Raw genomic sequence first — 19,456 nt, forward strand, 5'->3', positions numbered from 1 at the left:
GGACCGGCCGCCGGCGACCCGGCCCGGGCGACGATGCCCCGGGCCGGGTCGTGGCGTTCCGGACCGGAGGGCCGGGGCGCCGGTGTTCCGGACCGGACGGGCGTGCGCGGACAGCCGCCCCGGCCTGGGACGGCCGGGGCGGCTGGGGCGGTGGGACGGCGAGGAAGGTCAGTAGGCCTTCACTCCGTGCGCGCGGAACTGTTCCCGCACCCGCCGGACCAGCTCCGGCCCGGGAGTCGGGGTGTCGCGCAGCGGGAAGGGCAGACCGAGGGCGTCGTACTTCGCGGCGCCGAGCTTGTGGAACGGCAGTACGTCCACCCGGTCGACGCTCCCCAGACCCGCCACGAAGCGTGCGAGGCCCTCGACGGCCTCGGGGTCGTCGGTCCAGCCCGGTACCAGGACGTGGCGGATCCACATCCGCACCCCGAGCCGGTCGAGGCGGGTGGCGAACTCACGGGTGGGGCCGAGGGTCCCGCCCGTGAGCCGCCGGTAGGTGGCGGCGTCGAAGGACTTGATGTCCAGCAGGACCAGGTCGGTGTCGGCGAGCAGCTCGTCCGTGGCGCGGACGCCGAGGAAGCCCGAGGTGTCCAGGGCGGTGTGCAGCCCGGCCTCCTTGCAGGCGCGCAGGACCGCGGCCGTGAAGCCGGGCTGGAGCAGCGGCTCACCGCCGGTGAGGGTGACGCCGCCGCCGGCCGCGGTGACGAAGCCCCGGTACCGCTCGATCTCCGCCATCACCTCGTCGACCGACACCTCACGCCCGTCCCTCATGTGCCAGGTGTCCGGGTTGGCGCAGTACAGACAGCGCAGGGGGCAGCCGCTGACGAAGAGCACGAACCGGGTCCCGGGACCGTCCACGCCGGTGGACAGGTCCCAGGAGTGGATCCGGCCGGTCGCCCGCACGGTCCTCACATCGATCCGTGGAAGGTGCGGTTGATCACGTCGAGCTGCTGCTCACGGGTCAGACGGACGAAGTTGACCGCGTACCCGGAGACCCGGATCGTCAGTTCCGGGTACTTCTCGGGGTGTTCCATGGCGTCCTCGAGCGTCGCCCGGTCGAGGACGTTCACGTTCATGTGGAACCCGCCGTTCGCCGTATAGGCGTCGAGGATGCCCACCAGGTGGGCCGGGCGTTCCTCGGGGACGTGGCCCAGCCCCTCCGGTGTGACGGTGGTCGTCAGCGAGATCCCGTCGCGGGCCTCCTCGTACGGCAGCTTCGCCACCGACAGCGCCGAGGCGACGACCCCGTGCCGGTCGCGGCCGTTCATCGGGTTGGCTCCGGGGGCGAAGGGCTGCCCGGCGCGCCGGCCGTCGGGGGTGTTTCCGGTGTGCTTGCCGTAGACGACGTTGGAGGTGATGGTCAGCACCGACTGGGTGTGCTCGGCGTCCCGGTAGGCGGGGTGCTTGCGTACCTTCGCCATGAACGACCTCACCAGGTCGACGGCGAGGGAGTCGGCCCGGTCGTCGTTGTTGCCGTACGCGGGGAACTCGCCCTCGGTCGCGAAGTCCACGGCCAGGCCGCTCGCGTCGCGGAACACCTTCACCCGGGCGTACTTCACGGCGGACAGACTGTCCCCGGCCACCGACAGCCCGGCGATCCCGCACGCCATGAACCGGTGCACCGGGTGGTCGTGAAGCGCCATCTCGATGCGTTCGTAGGCGTACTTGTCGTGCATGTAGTGGATGACGTTGAGGGTGTTGACGTAGATCTCCGCCAGCCAGTCCAGGACACGGTCGTACGTCGCGGAGAGTTCGTCGTAGTCCAGGTACTCGCCGTCCAGCGGGGGCGTCTCGGGGCCGATCTGCTCGCCGGTCATCTCGTCCCGGCCGCCGTTGACCGCGTAGAGCAGGGCCTTGGCGAGGTTGACGCGTGCCCCGAAGAACTGCATCTGCCGGCCGACCGCCATGGCGGAGACACAGCAGGCGATCGCGGTGTCGTCGCCGGTGCGCGGGCGCATCAGGTCGTCGGACTCGTACTGGATCGCGCTGGTGTCGATGGAGACCTGCGCGCAGAACCTCTTGAAGCCCTCGGGCAGCCGCGGCGACCACAGGACGGTCAGGTTGGGCTCGGGGGCCGGACCCAGGTTGTACAGGGTCTGGAGGAAGCGGAAGGAGGTGCGGCTGACCAGGGGCCGGCCGTCCGTGCCGATGCCGCCGATGCTCTCCGTCACCCAGGTCGGGTCGCCGGAGAACAGGGCGTCGTACTCGGGCGTGCGCAGGAAGCGGACGATCCGCAGCTTGATCACGAAGTCGTCGATCAGTTCCTGGGCGCGGGACTCGTCGACGAGTCCCTCCGCCAGGTCCCGCTCGAGGTAGACGTCCAGGAAGGTGGACGTGCGGCCCAGCGACATCGCGGCGCCGTTCTGCTCCTTCACCGCGGCCAGGTAGCCGAGGTAGAGCCACTGCACGGCCTCGTGCGCGGTGGCGGCGGGGCGCGAGACGTCACAGCCGTACGAGGCGGCCATCTCGGTCAGCTCGCCCAACGCCCTGATCTGCTCGGCCAGTTCCTCCCGGTCCCGGATCACGTCCGGGCTCGAGGGCCGCGCGTCCAGCAGCGCCCGCTCGGCCCGCTTGGCCTCGATCAGCCGGTCGGTGCCGTACAGCGCGACGCGCCGGTAGTCGCCGATGATCCGGCCGCGGCCGTACGCGTCGGGCAGACCGGTGACGATCCCGGCCTTGCGCACCGCGCGCATCTCGGCGGTGTAGGCGTCGAAGACACCGTCGTTGTGGGTCTTGCGGTACGTGCCGAACACGCGCCGGACGAACGGGTCGGGCTCGTAGCCGTACGCCTTCAGCCCGTTCTCCACCATCCGCAGGCCACCGTTCGGCATGATCGCGCGCTTGAGCGGGGCATCCGTCTGGAGGCCGACGATCAGTTCCCGCGCCCGGTCGATGTAGCCGGCCGCGTGCGAGGTGATCGTCGAGGGGGTGGCCGTGTCGACGTCGAGGACGCCACGGCGCCGCTCCTCGGGGAACAGCGCGCCGACCTGCTCCCAGACGGCCCGCGTCCGGTCCGTGGGACCGGTGAGGAAGGCCGCGTCCCCTTCGTACGGCGTGTAGTTCGCCTGGACGAAGTCGCGTACGTCGATCCGCTCCCGCCAGGTCGTCCCGGCGAAGTCTCGCCAGGCTTCGGCGGTCCGGCTGCCGGCTGTCACCGTCGCGGTCATCACGGGTCCTCTCCCTCAGGGGCTCTCAGGACCGATCCTCGCGAGCGGAAGCGGGAACGAGGAGTGCCGGAGGGGGCATCCTGCGGTCCTGCACGGCCCGCCCCGGCCGGGACCTTCGGTCCCCCGGGGACGGGGCGTCGCATGCCGGAGGGGTCGCCCGGCCGGACGGCTGTTCCCCGCTCGGCCCTCGCGCGCTCCCCGGCACCCCGGCCAGGCTGGTGCCGGGGAACCCGGCGGTGCGAGCGCTGGCCGGACGTGGAGGTCGAGCGCAGGACGGCGCACTCACCGACCCGGGAGGCGCTGATCGAGGCGAGCGCCGCCGCCCGGCCCACCGTAGTGGGCTCGCGCGGCCGCGGCGGCTTCAAGGGCCTCCTGCTCGGTTCGGTGAGCCAGGCCGGCCTCCGTCACGCGCACAGCCCGGTCGCGGTCGTACGGGGAGACTTCCGGCCCATGGAGCGGCGCGCCCGTCAAAGGCGCCGGATCACCCGCAACTGCCCCGTGTAGAGGTCGCTCGCCGCCCCGTCGATGACCGACTTCCCGCCGACGTCGGCCATGGTCGGCCCGTTCGGCGTCTTGCGGCTGGAGACGAAGCGGCGCTTTCCGTTCTGGTCGACGCCCAGGTAGATGCCGGTGTGGGAGACGGCCCCGTCGTCGGGGTCGTTCCAGAAGAGCACGTCGCCGATCCGCAGCGCGTCGAGCGGGGGCGGCGCGTCGGTGGCCTGGGCGACGACGACACCGGGACTGGAGGCGGCCTGCCGCTGCGACGTGCGCGGCAGGTACCGGCGCTGCGGGTCCTCCGCGAGGCCCAGGGGAACGCCCAGGTGGTAGCCGTAGACCATCCGCACGAAACCGGAGCAGTCGAGATTCCCGAGCCACTTCGGGTCCGGGGTCTGCGTGACGCGCTCGCCGCTGGGGAACGTCCAGGGCAGCCCCATGTACTCGTGGAAGTCGGCGCCCACCTCGCGCAGTCCGGTGGCCAGCAGCCCGCTGTACCCGGACTCGCCGAGCACCCGCGCGTTCTGGCGCGCGGGGTCGGTGACGGCCGGGGCGAACGGCCGGTACATCGAGGAGTACGTCAGGGCGTCGGGCGAGGTGTCGCCCGCCCACGCCCGGATCCGCTGCTCCACGGCGGCCGTCCACGTACCGTCGAAGGGTTCCGGGAGGACCCGTACCCAGGTGTCGTGGGTGACGACCGGCGGGTCGGTCCAGACGGCCGTGTCGATCCTGAAGTCGTAGACCCTCGCCTGCGGAAGGACCGTGGCACCGGTGGAGCCGAGAGCCCGGACGCCGACCCTGCCCGAGCGGAAGACGGCGTCGGGGGCCTTCTCGGGGTCGCGGACGCTGTGGTGCCACAAGGTCGTGGGTTCGTCGTCCACACCGGTCGTGACGTGCCGCCAGGCGCGGGCGCGCAGGATGTCACCGGACTTCTCGACCCGGACCCACCAGTGGTCGTACGCCTTGAAACCGGTGCCGACCGTGACGGTGTCGCTCAGGACGGCCGGTGCGTCGGCGATCTCCTTCTCCAGGACGAGCTGGATCTCTCCGGCGGGGGTGACGATCAGCCGCGCCCGGTAGTGGTTGTTGACGTCCTGGGCGGCGAAGACGAGGCCGAGCGAGGCGGGCGCCCCGACGGGCAGCTTGTCGAAGGAGAACCGGGCGGCGGCGTAGACGTCGCCGATGCCGTCGTCGGGAAGCAGCGAGTAGCGGCTCTTGCCGGCGGCGAGCGTGATCGCGGCCCGGCCGCTCTCGACGAAGTAGTCCGTGGCGGCGCCGTTGTGGTGGGACCATGAGCCGCCGCCGGGCGACATGCCCCAGCCGCCGGTGGGCGGGGTCCGGTCGAAGGCGTCCTGGACGGGCTTCTTCTGCTCGGTGAACCAGCGCCGCGCCCCGCGCAGAGTCACCGTCCGCGCCCCCGTGGTGAGCGTCGCGAGCACGCCCGCGCCGTCCGACACCTCCAGGCCGTCGGCGACGGTACGGGTGCTCAGCGCGCCCGCCGGGTGCGGGGCGTAGTGCCAGGGGTCGGTCGGGTCGGTCAGCACCGGACCCCGGAGCCCGGGCACCTGCGCCGCGGCACCGGCCGACGCAGCCGTCGCAGCGGCGGCCGGAGCGGCGTTCGCGGTCGGCGCCGCGGCGAGCGGCAGGGCGCTGCCCGTCGCCGCTCCGGCGAGGGCGGTCAGGGCCGCCCTGCGGCTCAGTGAGAATCTCGGTCCGGACATGCAAGGCCCCCCATACGGACAACGCGCGATCGGATGATCATGCAAGGACCGACATTACCGAGGGTGCGCAGTCCTGCCCGCACGGGGCTTCCCCGGCCGCCTGCCGCGGCCCGCAGGGGGCTTCCCCCGCCGCCTGCCGCGGCCCGCAGCCTCAGTAGCCGCTGCCGGGAGGAGTGGTGCGGTCGGCGGGCGCCGAGCCTCCGCCGACGGTGATCTCCGTCTTCATGCCTCGGTCCTTGTGCCCGTCGACCGGGCATTCGATCTCGTACGAGCCCGGCTTCAGCGTCACCGTGAGGGTCGTGGACCGCCCCGGTTCCAGGGTCTTCGTACGATGCTCGCCGCCCGCGCCGTCGACCTCGAGCGCGTGGGTTCATGGCCCGCGTTCTGCGCGGTGAAGGTGTAGCGGCCGGACGGGAACCGGGATCGCGGTACCGGCCGGGCCCGAAGGGGCGCAGCCCGGCGAGGCGCCCGTCCCCGCCGTCCTCTGTTGGACCCGGGAGTGGGGCGAAAAGTTGTGCGGGGGCGAGACTTCGCGGACGACGGCGGGAGGACTTCCGCTGACGACCGCGGGGACGGGCGTGTGGCTCGGCGGCAGGGTGCTGCGGCCGGTCGCCACCGCCCCCTGCGTCTCCCTGCCGTCCCCGTCGGTCAGTCCCGGACCGAGCAGTCCAGGATCCGGCCGTCCACCGTCCCCACGACCAGCCGCTGCTGCTCCGCCCGGTACGCCGCGGACAACGGCGTGACCTGGTGGCCGTGCGCGCGCAGGGTGTGCCGGGCTCGCACCTCGCCCGTCGCCGTGTCCAGGGTCTCCACCTCGCCGGTGACGTACACGACGTACAAGCTCCGCTCGTCGCCGTCGAGATCGGCGAGCGGTTTGTCGGTGACGTACACCCAGCGCGCCTCTCCGTCCGGCAGCCGGCGGCTCACCACGTACGTGCCCTCGCGGGAGTCCGTGTAGGTGGCGCCCCGTTCGTAGGACCGGCCCGCGTGGACGAGGGTGTCCGTCAGCTCGACGGCGGGGCCGGCCCAGGGCTGGAGTGCGGACTCCGGGTCCCAGCGCAAGGGGAAGAGGGGGCGCAGCGTGGCGGGGCCGTGGGCGCCCGGAGGATCGATCGCGTGGATCCACGGCGCGTCATCGTCCGGGCAGGGGCCGTCCACGTACAGCAGGCGGGCGCTGTGTCGGACGCGCAGGGCCGGGGAGTTGGAGCGGCTGGGGGCGAGGCCGAGGCGGGCCGCCTCCTGGTGCGTGGGGGCGAACAGCAGCGCGGCGTCCGCGTCGCGGCCCTGCGGGCGCAGGGCGAGCCAGCCTTCGTCCGTGGCACACAGTGCGGGGGCCGACGGCACGTCCACGTCGTCCAGCGCGCCGCCGTCGGCCGTCGATATCCGCCGGGCGGTGGTCGCGCGGTCGACCAGTCGGCCCGTCACCTCGTCGCGCCGGTAGCCCTGGTACGTCACCCACGCCGACTCGCCGTCCGGAGCGGCCTCGACTCGGACACTGCCCTCCCCGTCCGCAGGCAGGGCCCACTTAAGCGCGCCCGACGGATCCCAGCATTCGAGGTCCGTGTGCCGGCCGGTGGCGAGCACCCGGCCGTCGGCCGGCACCGCGAGGTCCCGCACCTCCCCGCGCCGCCGCCACCGGCCTTCCGTCAACCGCGCGAGTACGTCCTCCACCTGCGGATCGTGAAGGAGCCCGCTCTCGACCATCGGGTGGCGTGCGTCGCGGGGGTCGACCAGACCGGCCGGGGCGGACAGCCAGTCGTCCGCCGCGACGGCCAGCTCGAAGCCCTTGTGGAAGCCGCCGTCCTTGTCCTCGGGGGAGAGCAGCATCGCGAGCCTGCCGTCCTCCAGCCAGCGCAGGTGGCGCACTTGGCGGCTCCTGCTCAGCAGGTCCGTCACCTGCCCGGTCTCCAGGTGAAGCAGGAGCAGCTGCCCCTCGAAGTCCCACGAGCCGTCGTAGCGGCCGGTGCCGATGGCGACGAGGGGCAGCTCGGGGTGGGGCTCGATGGCACACACGGAGTGGCGGGAGGCGATGACATGGCGCGGGAGCAGGGTGTCGGCCTCGTACACGCCGATCCGATGGCTGAGCCACTGGCCGCTGCCGCGCCACCTGACGTACCCGAGGTCACCGGCCGCGATGACGCAGCCGTGACGTGTGTCGGTCACCGCCCACACGGGCCGGCCGATCTCGGCGAAAGGCTGGTCCCCGAGTATCCGGCGGACGGTCAGTTCATCCGGCACGACGTTCTCCCCCCAGGTGGGCGCCGTCTGTCAGGCGCCCGGTCCCTTCCCGCGGTCTTCCGAGGGATGCGGCTCGTCCGAGTACGCGATCGGGATCGGGATCACGAGGCATGCGCACCAAGTCGAACCGGCACCCGACCGTACCGCACACCCATCAGGCCGGGAGAGGCTCCCGCTCACCGCTTGCGGTTCCCCGCTGCGTTCGAGTCGCGCCACCCATGGCCGTATGGTGATTAAGGGGACCGCGAACGTCGCGAGCGGAGCTGTCCATGTCCGAGAATGACGGAGACGTTGCGGGTCAGCGGCGGGCATCGTGGTATGCGAGGGCTGGTGCGCATATTGCCGAGCTTCAATCGCAGATCAACCGAATGGAAGCGGCTGGCGAACTGTCGCCTGCGGACGCAGAAATCGCAAAAAAGGCGCGCGTACAGTTGGCCGCGGCACGCGAAGCCCTGACGGGCGGCTGGTGGGCTCGCGTTACTGGTGCCGCCCACGACCGGGCGATGGCCAACATACACGAGGCCGAGATCGAACTACTGCGCATCATGCCGGAGGAGGAGCTGAGGTGGCGCGGCGTTCGGGTGCTGAGTCAGTGCATACTTCATCTGCATCCGAACGACTTGGGATTGAAGCGGCTGGGGAACGAGTTGCAGCAGGGCTACGCGCCCTTGAGCCTTTTCCATCTTCACTCTGAGCTGGTCAGATGCAGGGTGAGGACGGCCTGAACGAGGCTGGTGATCCGGGTGGTCGAGCACCGTAGTTTGCGAAGAAGCCGCCAGGACTTGAGGGTGGCGACGGCCTGCTCGACCAAGGCCCGGATCTTCGCGTGGGACCGGTTGACCGCCTGCTGGCCTGCGGAGAGGGTCTCCCAGCGTCCCCAGTACGGGGTGCAGACCGTGCCGCCGGCACCTCGGTAGCCCTTGTCGGCCCAGCACCGGATGTCGGCCTCGGCGAGAGCATCGACGATGCCGTGCTCGCGGGCCGCGCGGATATCGTGGACGGCACCGGGCAGGGCCGGTGAGGCCCACAGCAGCCGGCCGAAGGGGTCGGCGATGACCTGCACGTTCATCCCGTGCCTCTTGTGCTTGCCGGAGTAGAACGGCCGGTCCGCGGCGACGCGGTCGATCGGCAGGAGGGTGCCGTCCAAGACCAGATACACCTTCGCCGACGCGGCCCGCACCGCGCCGTCCAGACTCGGGGCGAGAGCGGCCAGGAGCCCGACCGCCTCAGTGACGTAGCGATAAGCCGTCGTGGTGCCGATGCCGAACCCAGCAGCGAGCTGGGCATAGGTGTGCCCCATCCGTAGATGGGCCAGGGTGAGCAGGGCCTGGCGGCCGACGGCCAGGCGCCGCCACCGGGAGCCGATCGCACGGCGGTGGCGCCGCAACTGCTGCGTGAGGAAGCGGAGAGCAGAACTGGACACGTCGACACCCGACGGGTAGACAAGCATGTGAAGCCTCTGGTGGAGCCGGTTCTCTTGGTCGAAAACCCATCTACCAGAGGCTTTACACGTTGTCAGCCCAACTGCACCACCCTAAAAGCGAGTTGGAAAGGGCTCCTTGACCGCCAAGTCGAGGGAGCTTGCTGCCGGCACATTGCATGAAGCTTTCCGAGCCAAAGAATCCGAGAGGGCCCGGGTTCGCAGCTTTGGACACATCGTAGGATTCTCCATTGTGATCATGACGGCCCTGGCTACCGCGTTCACGGTATGGGGCTTCATCGATCCAGAAGGAGTCGCTTCCAAGTTCTGCTTCCCATCCGAGTCCCGCCCCAGAGTCTGTCCCATCGGCGCCACACCCGAGGGCAGCGATGTCCTTTTTGTGGAATTTTCAGGAATGCTCGCAGCCGCCTTGGCGGGAACGGCTTCGCTCAAGAAGATGCGCGGCACCGCCGGCCCTTACCACATATCAGCCCTACTACTCGCTTTGAGGCTTCCGGTGGGCGCCCTTTCTGCGATCCTGGGAATCCTGCTGATAAGAGGTGAATTCATTCCGGGGCTGACCGCTCTTGATTCAGATACACAGATACTGGCCTGGGCTGCCGTGTTCGGGCTGCTTCAGGAGTCCGTGACACGCGCGCTCGACAAGCAAGGTCAGCTGGTGCTGGACAACGCACGGGCTCCGGATCGCGGGTTTGAAGCCGGTCCGACCGTCCGCGAGGCGCCTCGTGTCGGGGACACGCGGAGGCCTGCGCCTCCGGTTGAGCACAGCTGGCCGCAGGGAGGTGGGCCGGACTCAGGTGGGGATGAGGGGGAGGAGTGACCACCCGGGGTGTACGAGTGCGGTGCGCAGTCGTCCGCTCGCCCCCTGGCCGACGCCGTACCCGTCACACCCCGACCCGGCTCGGGCGGGCCTCCGGGCGGCCGTACGCCAGGATCCGCGACAGTACCTCACGCATCCGCGTCACGTCCTCCTGCGGCGCGCGGAGCAGGGCCTCGACCACGGGATCGGTCAGGCCGAGATCCTCCAACGCTCCGGGATCCACGGTCACTCGCAGCACATCGCCGCTCAACTCCACTTCCCGTACACAGCCGTAGGCGGTGCCCTGGTCGCGGGTGACGAGGCAATGAGTGTCCATGCCCAGGGACTGACAGTCGGCGCGGCCCCTGAAGCGATACCGAACGACGGCAGCCCGCGCGTATTCACCGCCCGAGCACAGCGCCGTACCCGGCGATGCTGTCCTCCGACCCGTTGCTGAAGCGCTTCATGACCCGCTGCACCGGCCAGACGACCGCGCCGTCGGGGAGGTGGATCTCGACGTTGGTCTCTCCACGAGGGTCGTTGTCATCGACCCGCCACGCTCCTCCGCCCTGTCGACGAATCACTTCCCCGACATAGCCACCTAGAGCGAAAAGTTTCTGCCCGAGGCCGTCCGCCAGCAGGCCTCCTGGATGCGCGACGCCATGGGAGGAGTGGTCGTAGATGAATCGCCCCGACTGACGCGGCTCAGGACGGATAGGGGCTGGGAGGGGGCACCAACCGGGCCTGGGCGGCGGATCTGACCTCCGGTGCCTCCATCGGGTCGTCGCGTAGTACGGCGATCCGGTCCAGTACATCCGAGTTGGCGGGTGCCGAGGCGATCCCGATCAGTCGGGAACCCTCCTCGCAGTCCCAGAGGGACTCGGTGAACACGTAGTCCAGGCCGTCACGGTCGATGGCGGTCAGTGCTTCCAGGTAGGCGACGCGCTCGTACGAGTGTGGGGTGTGCAGCCAGAAGCGCCGCAGGTAGGGCACCGCGCGGGCGGCGCCGGGCCCGAACCGGGCCAGGCGCCGGGCCGTGCGGTCGGGTCCGCACCAGGTCCGTGCCTCCCACTGTCCGGCGAGTTCCGCAACGAGACCAGGCAGGGCCTCGGGGCCGCAGTGATCGGCGAGGACGTCCGCACCCAGCTCGGCCAGCCAAGTGCAGTCATCTCGCGCCCAGTCGCGTGCCGCCGGTACGGCGAGGGCGCCGAGGCGTTCGACGGCTCGCCTGAGCAGAGGCAGTGGGCGGCGGCCGTCCGGGGTCCCCAACGAGGCAACCAGCGGGATCAGTTCCTCGGCTACGGGCTCTCGGCCGTTCAGCGCCCTCAACGCGTCCACCTTGGTGGCGACTTCGGTACGGGAGTCGGCGAGCAGGGCGAGCAGTTCCACGGTGCTCAGCCCGGCCAGGGACGGCCGCGGGGCGCTTGGACGGCTCCGCACCTCGATCCCGAACCGCGTCCACGGCTCGGACGACCACGGAAGCTCGGCTTCGGCGCCGATCCGAGCGCGCGCCACGTCACCGAGGTCCTCCCACCACGGCACCGGCCAGTCGGCCGCCATCGACTCGAGCACCTCCACCCAGTGCTCGCCCTTGCCGACGTACGCCCGAAGCCCGTCCCTGGCCTCGTCGGACCCCGCGAGAGCCAGCAGCTCCAGCACCTCGCAGGCCCGCATGCAGGCTTCCTCGTCGCTCGTCAGCTGGTCCACGAGCGGTGTGAGTGACAACTTCAGATCCTGAACCAGCCGCGCCAGGTACAGCGACCGATCGTCGGTCCCGTCCCACCGCCAGTCACGGCGGATCCCGTCGTACACGAACGCGGCGGATCCCCGCGGATCCCGCAACGCCCGCACCGCGCCGAGCCCCCGGCCTCGTTGCAGCAGCCCCTCGGCGGAATCGGAGCGGGCGTAGACCATCTCGTCCTCGTCACTCATCACCCGGCACCCTGCCCTGTCCGGCTACGCACCTGCCATCCGAGTTGGAGGCCCGAGGGGCACTCAGGAAGGGGTCGTCCGCCGCTTCGGCAGGCACCCGTGCCCTCTCTCGGGCCGGTTCGGGAGCCCTGGGGCGGCCGGTGCGCGGCAGGTCGGCCAGTGGCCGTCCACAGCTTTGGCGAAACCGTTTTGACCTGGTGTTTTCTTCATTTCGGCCTAGGCTGAGGGCATCTGCCGGACGCCATGGGAGGGGTCTTCGTGAGTGGGGAAGGCACGGGGTACGACGCTGCCCGGATCGAGGTGCTGGAGGGGCGGGAAGCCGTTCGGAGACGGCCCGGGATGTATGTCGGTTCGACCGGCGAACGCGGTCTGCATGAGCTGGTGTTCGCGGTAGTCGGCCGGGCGGTGAACCAGGTCCTGGCCGAGGGCGGCGACTCGATCGACGTCACGCTCACGCCCGACGGTGGTGTGCGGGTCACCGACGACGCGCCGGGCGGTTCCTTCGAGGCCGCGGCGGACTCCGCCGGGCCGGGCCTCGAAGCGTTGCTGACCACCTTGCACATGGGGTGCCGCGCACCGGTTGACCGCCGCGTCGCGCATGTGGGTATCGGTACGGGCCTCTTCGTCGCCAACGCCCTGTCGAGCCGGCTGACGGCCGAGGTGCGGTGCGCGGGAGAGCGCCGGGTCCAGGTGCACGCGCGAGGTGTCGCCGTCACCTCGCCGGCCGCCGCGGGACCCGCGAGCGGACACGGGACGGCCATCGCCTTCTGGCCCGACTCCGAGATCTTCGAGACGACGCGGTGCTCGTTCGCCGTTCTGGCGGAGCGCTTCCGGCAGATCGCCTTCCTCAACCGGGGCCTGGGGATCTCGCTGACCGACGAGCGCCCGGCGGGCGGGACGCGGGCGGTGCGGTTCCGATTCCCGGACGGAGTAAGGGACTTCGTGGCCGCCCTCGCCGCCGAGACCGGGTCGGCTCTGGATCCCGGGGTCATCGGTTTCGAGCGCGAGGACACGCGGATGGCGGGGCGCATGGAGGTGGCCCTGCTGTGGAGCGGTTCCCGCGAGGGACGGGTGCGCGGCTTCGCCAACAGCCGGGCCACTCCCGAGGGCGGCACGCATCTGGACGGCTTCCGCGACGGAGTGGCGGCCGCCGTCACCGCGTACGCACGTGAACAGCGCCTGCTCGCGGCAGGGGACCCCGGTCCCGACGCCGACCGGATCACCGACGGCCTCACGGCTGTTGTGTCGGTCGCGCTCGACCAGCCCGAGTTCCGGGGCTCCACGCGCGGGCAGTTGGGCAACACCGAAGTCCGGCTCTGTGTCGCCGAGTCCGTCCGCGAGCACCTCGCCGACTGGTTCGAGGAACACTCCGAGCAGGCCGCGGAGTTCGTCGGCCGGCTCCTCCGGGCGGGCCGACAGGACTGAACGACTGCGGGCGGTCGGGCAGGACGCCGTACGACCGCGCCGCCGGTCGCGGTCGGGCAGCCGCATCACGACGATCCGGCGGCCCGACCGTGCTCCACGGAGATGACCGCGGCTAGTTCTTGGTGCTGTCGACGATCACCGGCGTGCCGTTGGCGTTCGTGCCGCACGGCACCGCGTACACCGGGTGAGCCTTCGCGGCCTCCCTGTACGCCTCCAGGCACTGGTTGTACAGCACCTTGTCGCTGAGGGACTGCTCGATGATCTTGTTGGCGCGGGCGGTGCCCTCCGCCTCGATCCGCTTGCGCTCGGCCTGCGCCTTGGCGGTGCGCGAGGCCTCGACGGCCCGTTCGGTGGCCTGCTCCTGCTGGATCTTCTTGTCGATCTGCTCCTGGAGCTTCTTCGACGGCCGCACATTGCGCAGGTTGACGGCAGTGACGTCGATCCCGCGCGGGGCCAGGCGCTCCTTGATGAGGGACTCGATCTCCGCGCCGATCTGCTCACGGGCGGAGGCGTAGCCCTCCTCACTGGTGTGCTTGGCGAAGACGTTGCGGATGACCTCACGGCTGTCCGCCAGCACCAGACGCTCCTGGATGGCCTCCTCACTGCCCGCCAGCCGGTACAGCGCGACGGCCTTGCCGGGCACCACGGACCACTTGACGGTGACGTCGGCGTAGAGCACGCCGCCCTGGGAGGAACGGACCTCGACGACGTCCTTGTCGTTCAGGTTGAGGTCCACCGGGCGGGTGGAGAACGACGTGATGTCGGTGAACGGCGACGTGAAGTGGACGCCGGAGGAGAGCGGTGAGCCGATCTTCCCGAAGGTCACGGGCACGCCGACCTCGTAGGCGCTCACGACATGGACACAGGCGAAGACGCCTGCGAGCACGCCTCCCAGGCCGCTGAGCACCGCCCCGATCCGCCAGCCGCCGGCGTTGCCGCCGCGGCCGACGAAGTAGAGCACGACCGCCGCGACGAGCAGCAGTATGGACAGTACGAACACAGTGTTTCTCCCCCTCGGAAACGAACCCCCGCACCGCCCTCGGGGCAGCGCGCAGCGCATGCTAACCGGATCCGGTGTACGGGCCGTACGGGGGACGGGGCTGGCAGCCCTTCGGTCCCCACGCCACCCGTCCCCGGCGCCGCCCACCCCCACCGCTACCGCCGACCGTCCACGCGACCCGCGCCAGGTGAGCCGTGTCTCACCACGCCCAGGTTGCTATGCAACGAGGTGCATAGGAGGATCGGGAGCATGGCGCTCGACCACGCGATCCTCGTGTCCCTGCTGGAGAAGCCGGGCTCCGGCTATGAGCTGGCCCGGCGCTTCGAGCGGTCCATCGGGTACTTCTGGAACGCCACCCACCAGCAGATCTACCGCGTCCTCAAGCGCATGGAGACCGACGGCTGGGTCGACGTCCGGGACGTTCCGCAGTACGGGCGTCCGGACAAGAAGGAGTACTCCGTCGCCGGGCCCGGAAGGGACGCGCTCTCCGCGTGGCTCCACGAACCGACCGAACCCGAGAGCGTGCGGCACGACCTGGCGGTGAAGGTCCGGGGCGCTGCCTTCGACGACCCGGCCGCGCTGATCGGCGAGGTCGAGCGGCACCGGCAGGCGCACACGGACCGTCTCGCCCACTACCTCGCGGGCGAGGCCCGCGACTTCGGGGAACCCGCGGCGGACGGCCCGCCCGACGCCGAGCGGGAACTCCAGCACGTCGTCCTGCGCGGCGGCATCGCCTACGAACGCATGATGATCGCCTGGCTCGACGACGTCCTCGCCACACTCGCCGGCTTCGGTACCGCTCACGGATCACAGACCACCGATCACTGAGCACCGATCACTGAGCACCGATCGCCGACCCACAGGCCACTGGCACTGGCACCGGCACCGGCACCGGCACCGGCCACCGAGCAGGCCCCGGGCCCTTGCCCGGACAAACCCTCACCCCCTCCCAGCCGAAAGGCGGCTCCCATGACCGACGCGCTGCTCTTCAACCCGCGGACGTACGACCCCGCGCACTTCGACCCGGAGACCCGCAGGCTGCTGCGCGCCACCGTCGACTGGTTCGAGGAGCGGGGCAAGCGACAGCTGATCGAGGACTACCGGACCCGCGCCTGGCTCGGCGACTTCCTCGCCTTCGCCGCCAAGGAGGGGCTCTTCGCGACGTTCCTCACGCCCGCCTCCGCCGCCGGGGAGGGTGAGGGCGACAAGCGCTGGGACACCGCCCGTATAGCCGCGCTCAACGAGATCCTCGGCTTCTACGGCCTGGACTACTGGTACGCCTGGCAGGTCACCATCCTCGGCCTCGGCCCCGTCTGGCAGAGCGACAACGCCGCCGCCCGGGCCCGCGCCGCGGAACTGCTGTCGCAGGGTGAGGTGTTCGCCTTCGGGCTGTCCGAGAAGGCCCACGGAGCCGACATCTACTCCACCGACATGCTGCTGGAGCCCGACGGCTCGGGCGGTTTCCGGGCGACCGGCTCCAAGTACTACATCGGCAACGGCAACGCCGCCGGGCTCGTCTCCGTCTTCGGCCGCCGCACGGACGTCGAGGGCCCCGACGGCTACGTCTTCTTCGCCGCCGACAGCCGTCACGCGAACTACCATCTGGTGAAGAACGTCGTCGACTCCTCCAAGTACGTCAGCGAGTTCCGCCTGGAGGACTACCCGGTCGCCGCCGGGGACGTGCTGCACACCGGCCGCGCCGCCTTCGACGCCGCCCTCAACACCGTCAACGTGGGCAAGTTCAACCTGTGCACCGCCTCGATCGGCATCTGCGAGCACGCGATGTACGAGGCCGTCACCCACGCCCAGAACCGCATCCTCTACGGCCGCCCCGTCACCGCCTTCCCGCACGTGCGACGCGAGTTGGCCGACGCGTACGTCCGGCTCGTCGGCATGAAGCTGTTCAGCGACCGCGCCGTCGACTACTTCCGCACAGCGGGCCCCGACGACCGCCGTTACCTCCTCTTCAACCCCATGACGAAGATGAAGGTGACCACCGAGGGCGAGAAGGTCATCGACCTGATGTGGGACGTCATCGCCGCCAAGGGCTTCGAGAAGGACAACTACTTCGCGCAGGCCGCCGTCGAGATCCGCGGCCTGCCGAAGCTCGAGGGCACCGTCCACGTCAACCTGGCGCTGATCCTCAAGTTCATGCGCAACCACCTGCTCGACCCGGTCGGGTACGAGCCCGTCCCGACGCGCCTGGACGCCGCCGACGACGACTTCCTCTTCCGGCAGGGGCCCGCCCGCGGCCTCGGCTCGGTACGCTTCCACGACTGGCGGCCGGCCTTCGACGCGTACGCCCGCCTCGCCAACGTCGCCCGGTTCCGCGAACAGGCCGACGCGCTCTGCGAGTTCGTCCGCACGGCGGCGCCCGACGAGAAGCAGAGCCGCGACCTCGACCTGCTCCTCGCCGTCGGGCAGCTCTTCGCGCTCGTCGTGCACGGACAGCTGGTCCTCGAGCAGGCGGCACTGGCGGGCGTCGACGAGGACGTCCTCGACGAGTTGTTCGCCGTCCTCGTGCGGGACTTCTCCGCGCACGCGGTCGAGCTGCACGGCAAGGACTCCGCGACCGAGGAGCAGCAGGCTTGGGCGCTCGGCGCGGTCCGGCGCCCGGTCGTCGACGAGGCGCGTTCGGAGCGCGTCTGGCAGCGCGTCGAGGCCCTGTCGGGCACGTACGAGATGACGCCCTGAGGTCCGAGGCGAAACCGTAGGCACCACCTCGCGGAGCACGGCGACGGTCGCCGTGCTCCGCGAGGTGTCTTCCGACGGCGTCGGCGTACCGCACCACGCCCTGTGCCCCGATGCCGCGGCAGACATCCCGGGGAGCCCCGCCTCCGGCGCTCCAGCAGCCGCGAACAGCCGCTTCCGCCACAACGGTTGACAGCGCGTCAGGCGCCTGGCTTCATGAACTGCGCAAGGATGGGAGCGCTCCCAAACCGCACGTGCCGCTCGTTCCTGCCAGACGACAGAAGGGCACACCGTGGGACAGTCACCAGGTCGGAGCCGACTTCGCGGCCGGCTCCGGCGCGTGAGATCCCTGCTCGCCGCGGCGCTGGCCGCCGGGCTGCTGTCAGCGACGGCGCCTGCGGCCTGGGGGTCCGCGGGAGCGGCGGCTGCGCCCGTCGCCGCCCCCGCCGATTCAGCGGCCACCACCGCGGCAGCCGCCGCCTCCGGCGACGACTGGCTGCACACACAGGGCAACAGGATCGTCGACGCGAACGGCGACGAGGTCTGGCTCACCGGCGTCAACTGGTTCGGCTTCAACGCGACGGAACGGGTCTTCCACGGACTGTGGTCCGCGAACCTCACGGAGGTCACCCGGTCCATGGCCGACCGGGGCGTCAACATCGTCCGCGTTCCCCTCTCCACCCAGCTGCTGCTGGAGTGGAGGACCGGCCGGGCCACCGTCCCCAGCGGCGTGAACACCTACGCCAACCCCGAACTCACCGGCATGACCTCCCTCCAGGTCTTCGACCACTGGCTCGCGCTGTGCAAGCAGTACGGCATCAAGGTTCTGCTCGACGTGCACAGCGCCGAGGCGGACAACTCCGGCCATGTGTACCCGGTGTGGTGGAAGGGCACCGTCACCACCGCGGACTTCCACACGGCGTGGGAATGGGTGGCGGCCCGGTACAGGAACGACGACACCGTCGTCGCCGTGGACGTGAAGAACGAACCGCACGGCACCGCCGACACCAGTCCGCGCGCCAAGTGGGACGGCTCGACGGACCAGGACAACTTCAAGTACGCCTGCGAGACCGCCGGCAGGCGCATGCTCGCCGTCAACCCGAACCTGCTGGTGCTCTGCGAGGGCATCGAGATCTACCCCAAGGCGGGCGTGAGCTGGACGTCCACGACCCCGACCGACTTCCACTCGACCTGGTGGGGCGGCAACCTGCGCGGAGTGCGCGACCACCCCGTCGACCTCGGCGCGCAGAACGACCAACTGGTCTACTCGCCGCACGACTACGGCCCTCTCGTCTTCCAGCAGCCCTGGTTCACCGGCGACTGGAACCGCACGACGCTCGAACGCGACGTCTGGGACCCCAACTGGCTCTATCTCCACAAGGAGAACAAAGCGCCGCTGCTGATCGGTGAATGGGGCGGCTTCCTCGACAACGGCCCCAACCAGAAGTGGATGACGGCGCTGCGCGACCTCGTCACGGAGAACCGTATCCACCAGACGTTCTGGTGCCTCAACCCCAACTCCGGTGACACCGGGGGTCTGTTGCTGAACGACTGGAAGACCTGGGACGAGGCGAAGTACGCCCTGCTCAAGCCTGCCCTGTGGCAGCACGGTGGCAAGTTCGTCAGTCTCGACCACGAGGTTCCGCTCGGCGGCGCCGGAAGCACCACCGGCGTCAGCGTCAGCGATGTCCATGGCGGAGGCCCCGGCGACCCGACGGACACGCAGGCCCCGACCGCTCCGACGGGACTGACGAACAGTGCCGTGACCTCGACCGGCGTCACGCTGTCCTGGACGCCGTCCACCGACAACGTCCGCGTCACCGGGTACGACGTCTACCGGGGCTCGGCCAAGGTGACGGCCACGCCGGTGACCGGCACGACCTGGACCGACTCCGGGCTCACTCCTGCCACGGCGTACCAGTACACCGTGCGCGCCCGGGACGCGGCGGGCAATGTCTCACCGGCCTCGGCCGCCCTGACGGTGACGACGCCGCCGTCCGGGACACCTACCGGAGCCGTGAAGGTGCGGTACAAGAACGACGACACATCCGCGACGGACAACGCCATCCGGCACTCGTTGCGGCTGGTCAACACCGGCGCCTCCGCCGCCGGCCTGACCACCGTCTCGATGCGGTACTACTTCACGCGTGACGGTTCGGCCTCCGTCAACGCCTGGTGCGACTACGCCGCGGTCGGCTGCGGCCAGGTGAAGCTGAGAGTCGTACCGCTGCCGTCACCGGTGACGGGCGCGGACGCGTACCTGGAGGTGACCTTCTCCGGGGGCTCGGTGCCCGTCGGCGGGGACAGCGGTGACATCCAGCTGCGGATGAGCAAGGCGGACTGGACGAACTTCGACGAGACGAACGACTACAGCCGCACGACGTCCCCCTCCTACGCCGACGCCCCGGCCGTACCCGCCTACACCGGCACCACCCCGGCCTGGGGCACTCCCCCGACCTGATCACCCCTTCGGCGGTCCCACCGGCGCCCACACCGGTGGGACCGCCACCCGGGAGCCGTGCACGAGGGTGAGCGTGGCACCGCCCTGTC

General features: G+C 70.6%; 16 protein-coding genes and 1 pseudogene. 7 read left to right on the forward strand and 10 right to left on the reverse strand.

What is annotated here, in order from left to right; all coding sequences use genetic code 11:
* Positions 1–168 precede the first annotated feature (168 nt).
* Positions 169–909, reverse strand: a complete 741-nt coding sequence (gene pflA / locus ACFYR0_RS12215) for a pyruvate formate-lyase-activating protein (protein ID WP_389325322.1) — start codon at positions 907–909, stop codon at positions 169–171.
* Positions 906–3,164 carry a formate C-acetyltransferase gene (gene pflB, locus ACFYR0_RS12220; RefSeq protein ID WP_389325325.1) on the reverse strand — a complete coding sequence of 753 codons (2,259 nt, stop codon included), beginning with the start codon at positions 3,162–3,164 and terminating at the stop codon, positions 906–908. Before pflB ends, pflA begins: the two co-directional genes overlap by 4 nt.
* Positions 3,165–3,404: 240 nt before the next feature.
* Here pflB and ACFYR0_RS12225 point away from each other — a divergent pair.
* Positions 3,405–3,668, forward strand: a pseudogene (locus tag ACFYR0_RS12225) (universal stress protein); the annotation flags it as partial.
* Here ACFYR0_RS12225 and ACFYR0_RS12230 read toward each other — a convergent pair.
* From ACFYR0_RS12230 to ACFYR0_RS12240, 3 genes are all read right to left on the reverse strand, one after another.
* Entirely contained in the window at positions 3,632–5,380 is a 1,749-nt protein-coding gene (locus tag ACFYR0_RS12230; protein WP_389325328.1) for an NlpC/P60 family protein, read from the reverse strand. The pseudogene ACFYR0_RS12225 and the gene ACFYR0_RS12230 sit on opposite strands and share 37 nt — an antisense overlap.
* 151 nt (positions 5,381–5,531) lie before the next feature.
* Positions 5,532–5,669 carry a hypothetical protein gene (locus ACFYR0_RS12235; RefSeq protein WP_389325331.1) on the reverse strand — a complete coding sequence of 46 codons (138 nt, stop codon included), beginning with the start codon at positions 5,667–5,669 and terminating at the stop codon, positions 5,532–5,534.
* 359 nt (positions 5,670–6,028) lie between these two features.
* Positions 6,029–7,618, reverse strand: a complete 1,590-nt coding sequence (locus tag ACFYR0_RS12240) for a hypothetical protein (RefSeq protein WP_389325334.1) — start codon at positions 7,616–7,618, stop codon at positions 6,029–6,031.
* A gap of 269 nt (positions 7,619–7,887) precedes the next feature.
* Here ACFYR0_RS12240 and ACFYR0_RS12245 point away from each other — a divergent pair, with 269 nt between their 5' ends.
* Positions 7,888–8,343 (forward strand): hypothetical protein, encoded by a 456-nt coding sequence (locus ACFYR0_RS12245; RefSeq protein ID WP_389325337.1) that lies wholly within the window; start codon positions 7,888–7,890, stop codon positions 8,341–8,343.
* On the opposite strand, the gene ACFYR0_RS12250 is transcribed toward ACFYR0_RS12245, so the two are convergent.
* On the reverse strand, positions 8,304–9,068 hold the full coding sequence (locus tag ACFYR0_RS12250; RefSeq protein ID WP_389325340.1) for a transposase family protein: 765 nt from the start codon (positions 9,066–9,068) through the stop codon (positions 8,304–8,306). The genes ACFYR0_RS12245 and ACFYR0_RS12250 overlap by 40 nt on opposite strands.
* A gap of 229 nt (positions 9,069–9,297) precedes the next feature.
* Between ACFYR0_RS12250 and ACFYR0_RS12255 the strand changes: the two genes are divergently transcribed.
* On the forward strand, positions 9,298–9,879 hold the full coding sequence (locus ACFYR0_RS12255; protein WP_389325343.1) for a hypothetical protein: 582 nt from the start codon (positions 9,298–9,300) through the stop codon (positions 9,877–9,879).
* A 64-nt stretch (positions 9,880–9,943) separates the two neighbouring features.
* Here the strand turns inward: ACFYR0_RS12255 and ACFYR0_RS12260 are convergent, their stop codons facing one another.
* The 3 genes from ACFYR0_RS12260 to ACFYR0_RS12270 all read right to left on the reverse strand — a co-directional run bounded on the left by ACFYR0_RS12260 (position 9,944) and on the right by ACFYR0_RS12270 (position 11,790).
* Positions 9,944–10,195, reverse strand: a complete 252-nt coding sequence (locus ACFYR0_RS12260) for a hypothetical protein (RefSeq protein ID WP_389325346.1) — start codon at positions 10,193–10,195, stop codon at positions 9,944–9,946.
* Positions 10,196–10,259: 64 nt separating this feature from the next.
* Complete coding sequence (locus ACFYR0_RS12265; protein WP_389325349.1) at positions 10,260–10,442, reverse strand: hypothetical protein; 183 nt, start codon at positions 10,440–10,442, stop codon at positions 10,260–10,262.
* A 121-nt stretch (positions 10,443–10,563) separates the two neighbouring features.
* Entirely contained in the window at positions 10,564–11,790 is a 1,227-nt protein-coding gene (locus ACFYR0_RS12270) for a hypothetical protein (RefSeq protein ID WP_389325352.1), read from the reverse strand.
* Positions 11,791–12,129: 339 nt separating this feature from the next.
* On the opposite strand from ACFYR0_RS12270, the gene ACFYR0_RS12275 reads away from it, so the two are divergent.
* Positions 12,130–13,215, forward strand: coding sequence for a DNA gyrase subunit B (locus ACFYR0_RS12275; RefSeq protein ID WP_389325355.1), 1,086 nt, complete (start codon positions 12,130–12,132; stop codon positions 13,213–13,215).
* A gap of 112 nt (positions 13,216–13,327) precedes the next feature.
* Here ACFYR0_RS12275 and ACFYR0_RS12280 read toward each other — a convergent pair whose 3' ends face one another.
* Positions 13,328–14,215: a prohibitin family protein gene (locus ACFYR0_RS12280; protein ID WP_389325358.1), complete on the reverse strand. Its 888-nt coding sequence runs from the start codon at positions 14,213–14,215 to the stop codon at positions 13,328–13,330.
* A 249-nt stretch (positions 14,216–14,464) separates the two neighbouring features.
* Here ACFYR0_RS12280 and ACFYR0_RS12285 point away from each other — a divergent pair, with 249 nt between their 5' ends.
* The 3 genes from ACFYR0_RS12285 to ACFYR0_RS12295 all read left to right on the forward strand — a co-directional run bounded on the left by ACFYR0_RS12285 (position 14,465) and on the right by ACFYR0_RS12295 (position 19,367).
* A complete protein-coding gene (locus ACFYR0_RS12285; RefSeq protein WP_386385533.1) occupies positions 14,465–15,043 on the forward strand; it encodes a PadR family transcriptional regulator in 579 nt (192 codons plus the stop codon).
* 141 nt (positions 15,044–15,184) lie between these two features.
* Entirely contained in the window at positions 15,185–16,909 is a 1,725-nt protein-coding gene (locus tag ACFYR0_RS12290; RefSeq protein WP_389325361.1) for an acyl-CoA dehydrogenase family protein, read from the forward strand.
* 337 nt (positions 16,910–17,246) lie between these two features.
* Positions 17,247–19,367: a cellulase family glycosylhydrolase gene (locus ACFYR0_RS12295; RefSeq protein ID WP_389325364.1), complete on the forward strand. Its 2,121-nt coding sequence runs from the start codon at positions 17,247–17,249 to the stop codon at positions 19,365–19,367.
* Positions 19,368–19,456 lie beyond the last annotated feature (89 nt).

The sequence above is a fragment of the Streptomyces sp. NPDC005017 genome, from assembly GCF_042873115.1.
Lineage (GTDB): Bacteria > Actinomycetota > Actinomycetes > Streptomycetales > Streptomycetaceae > Streptomyces.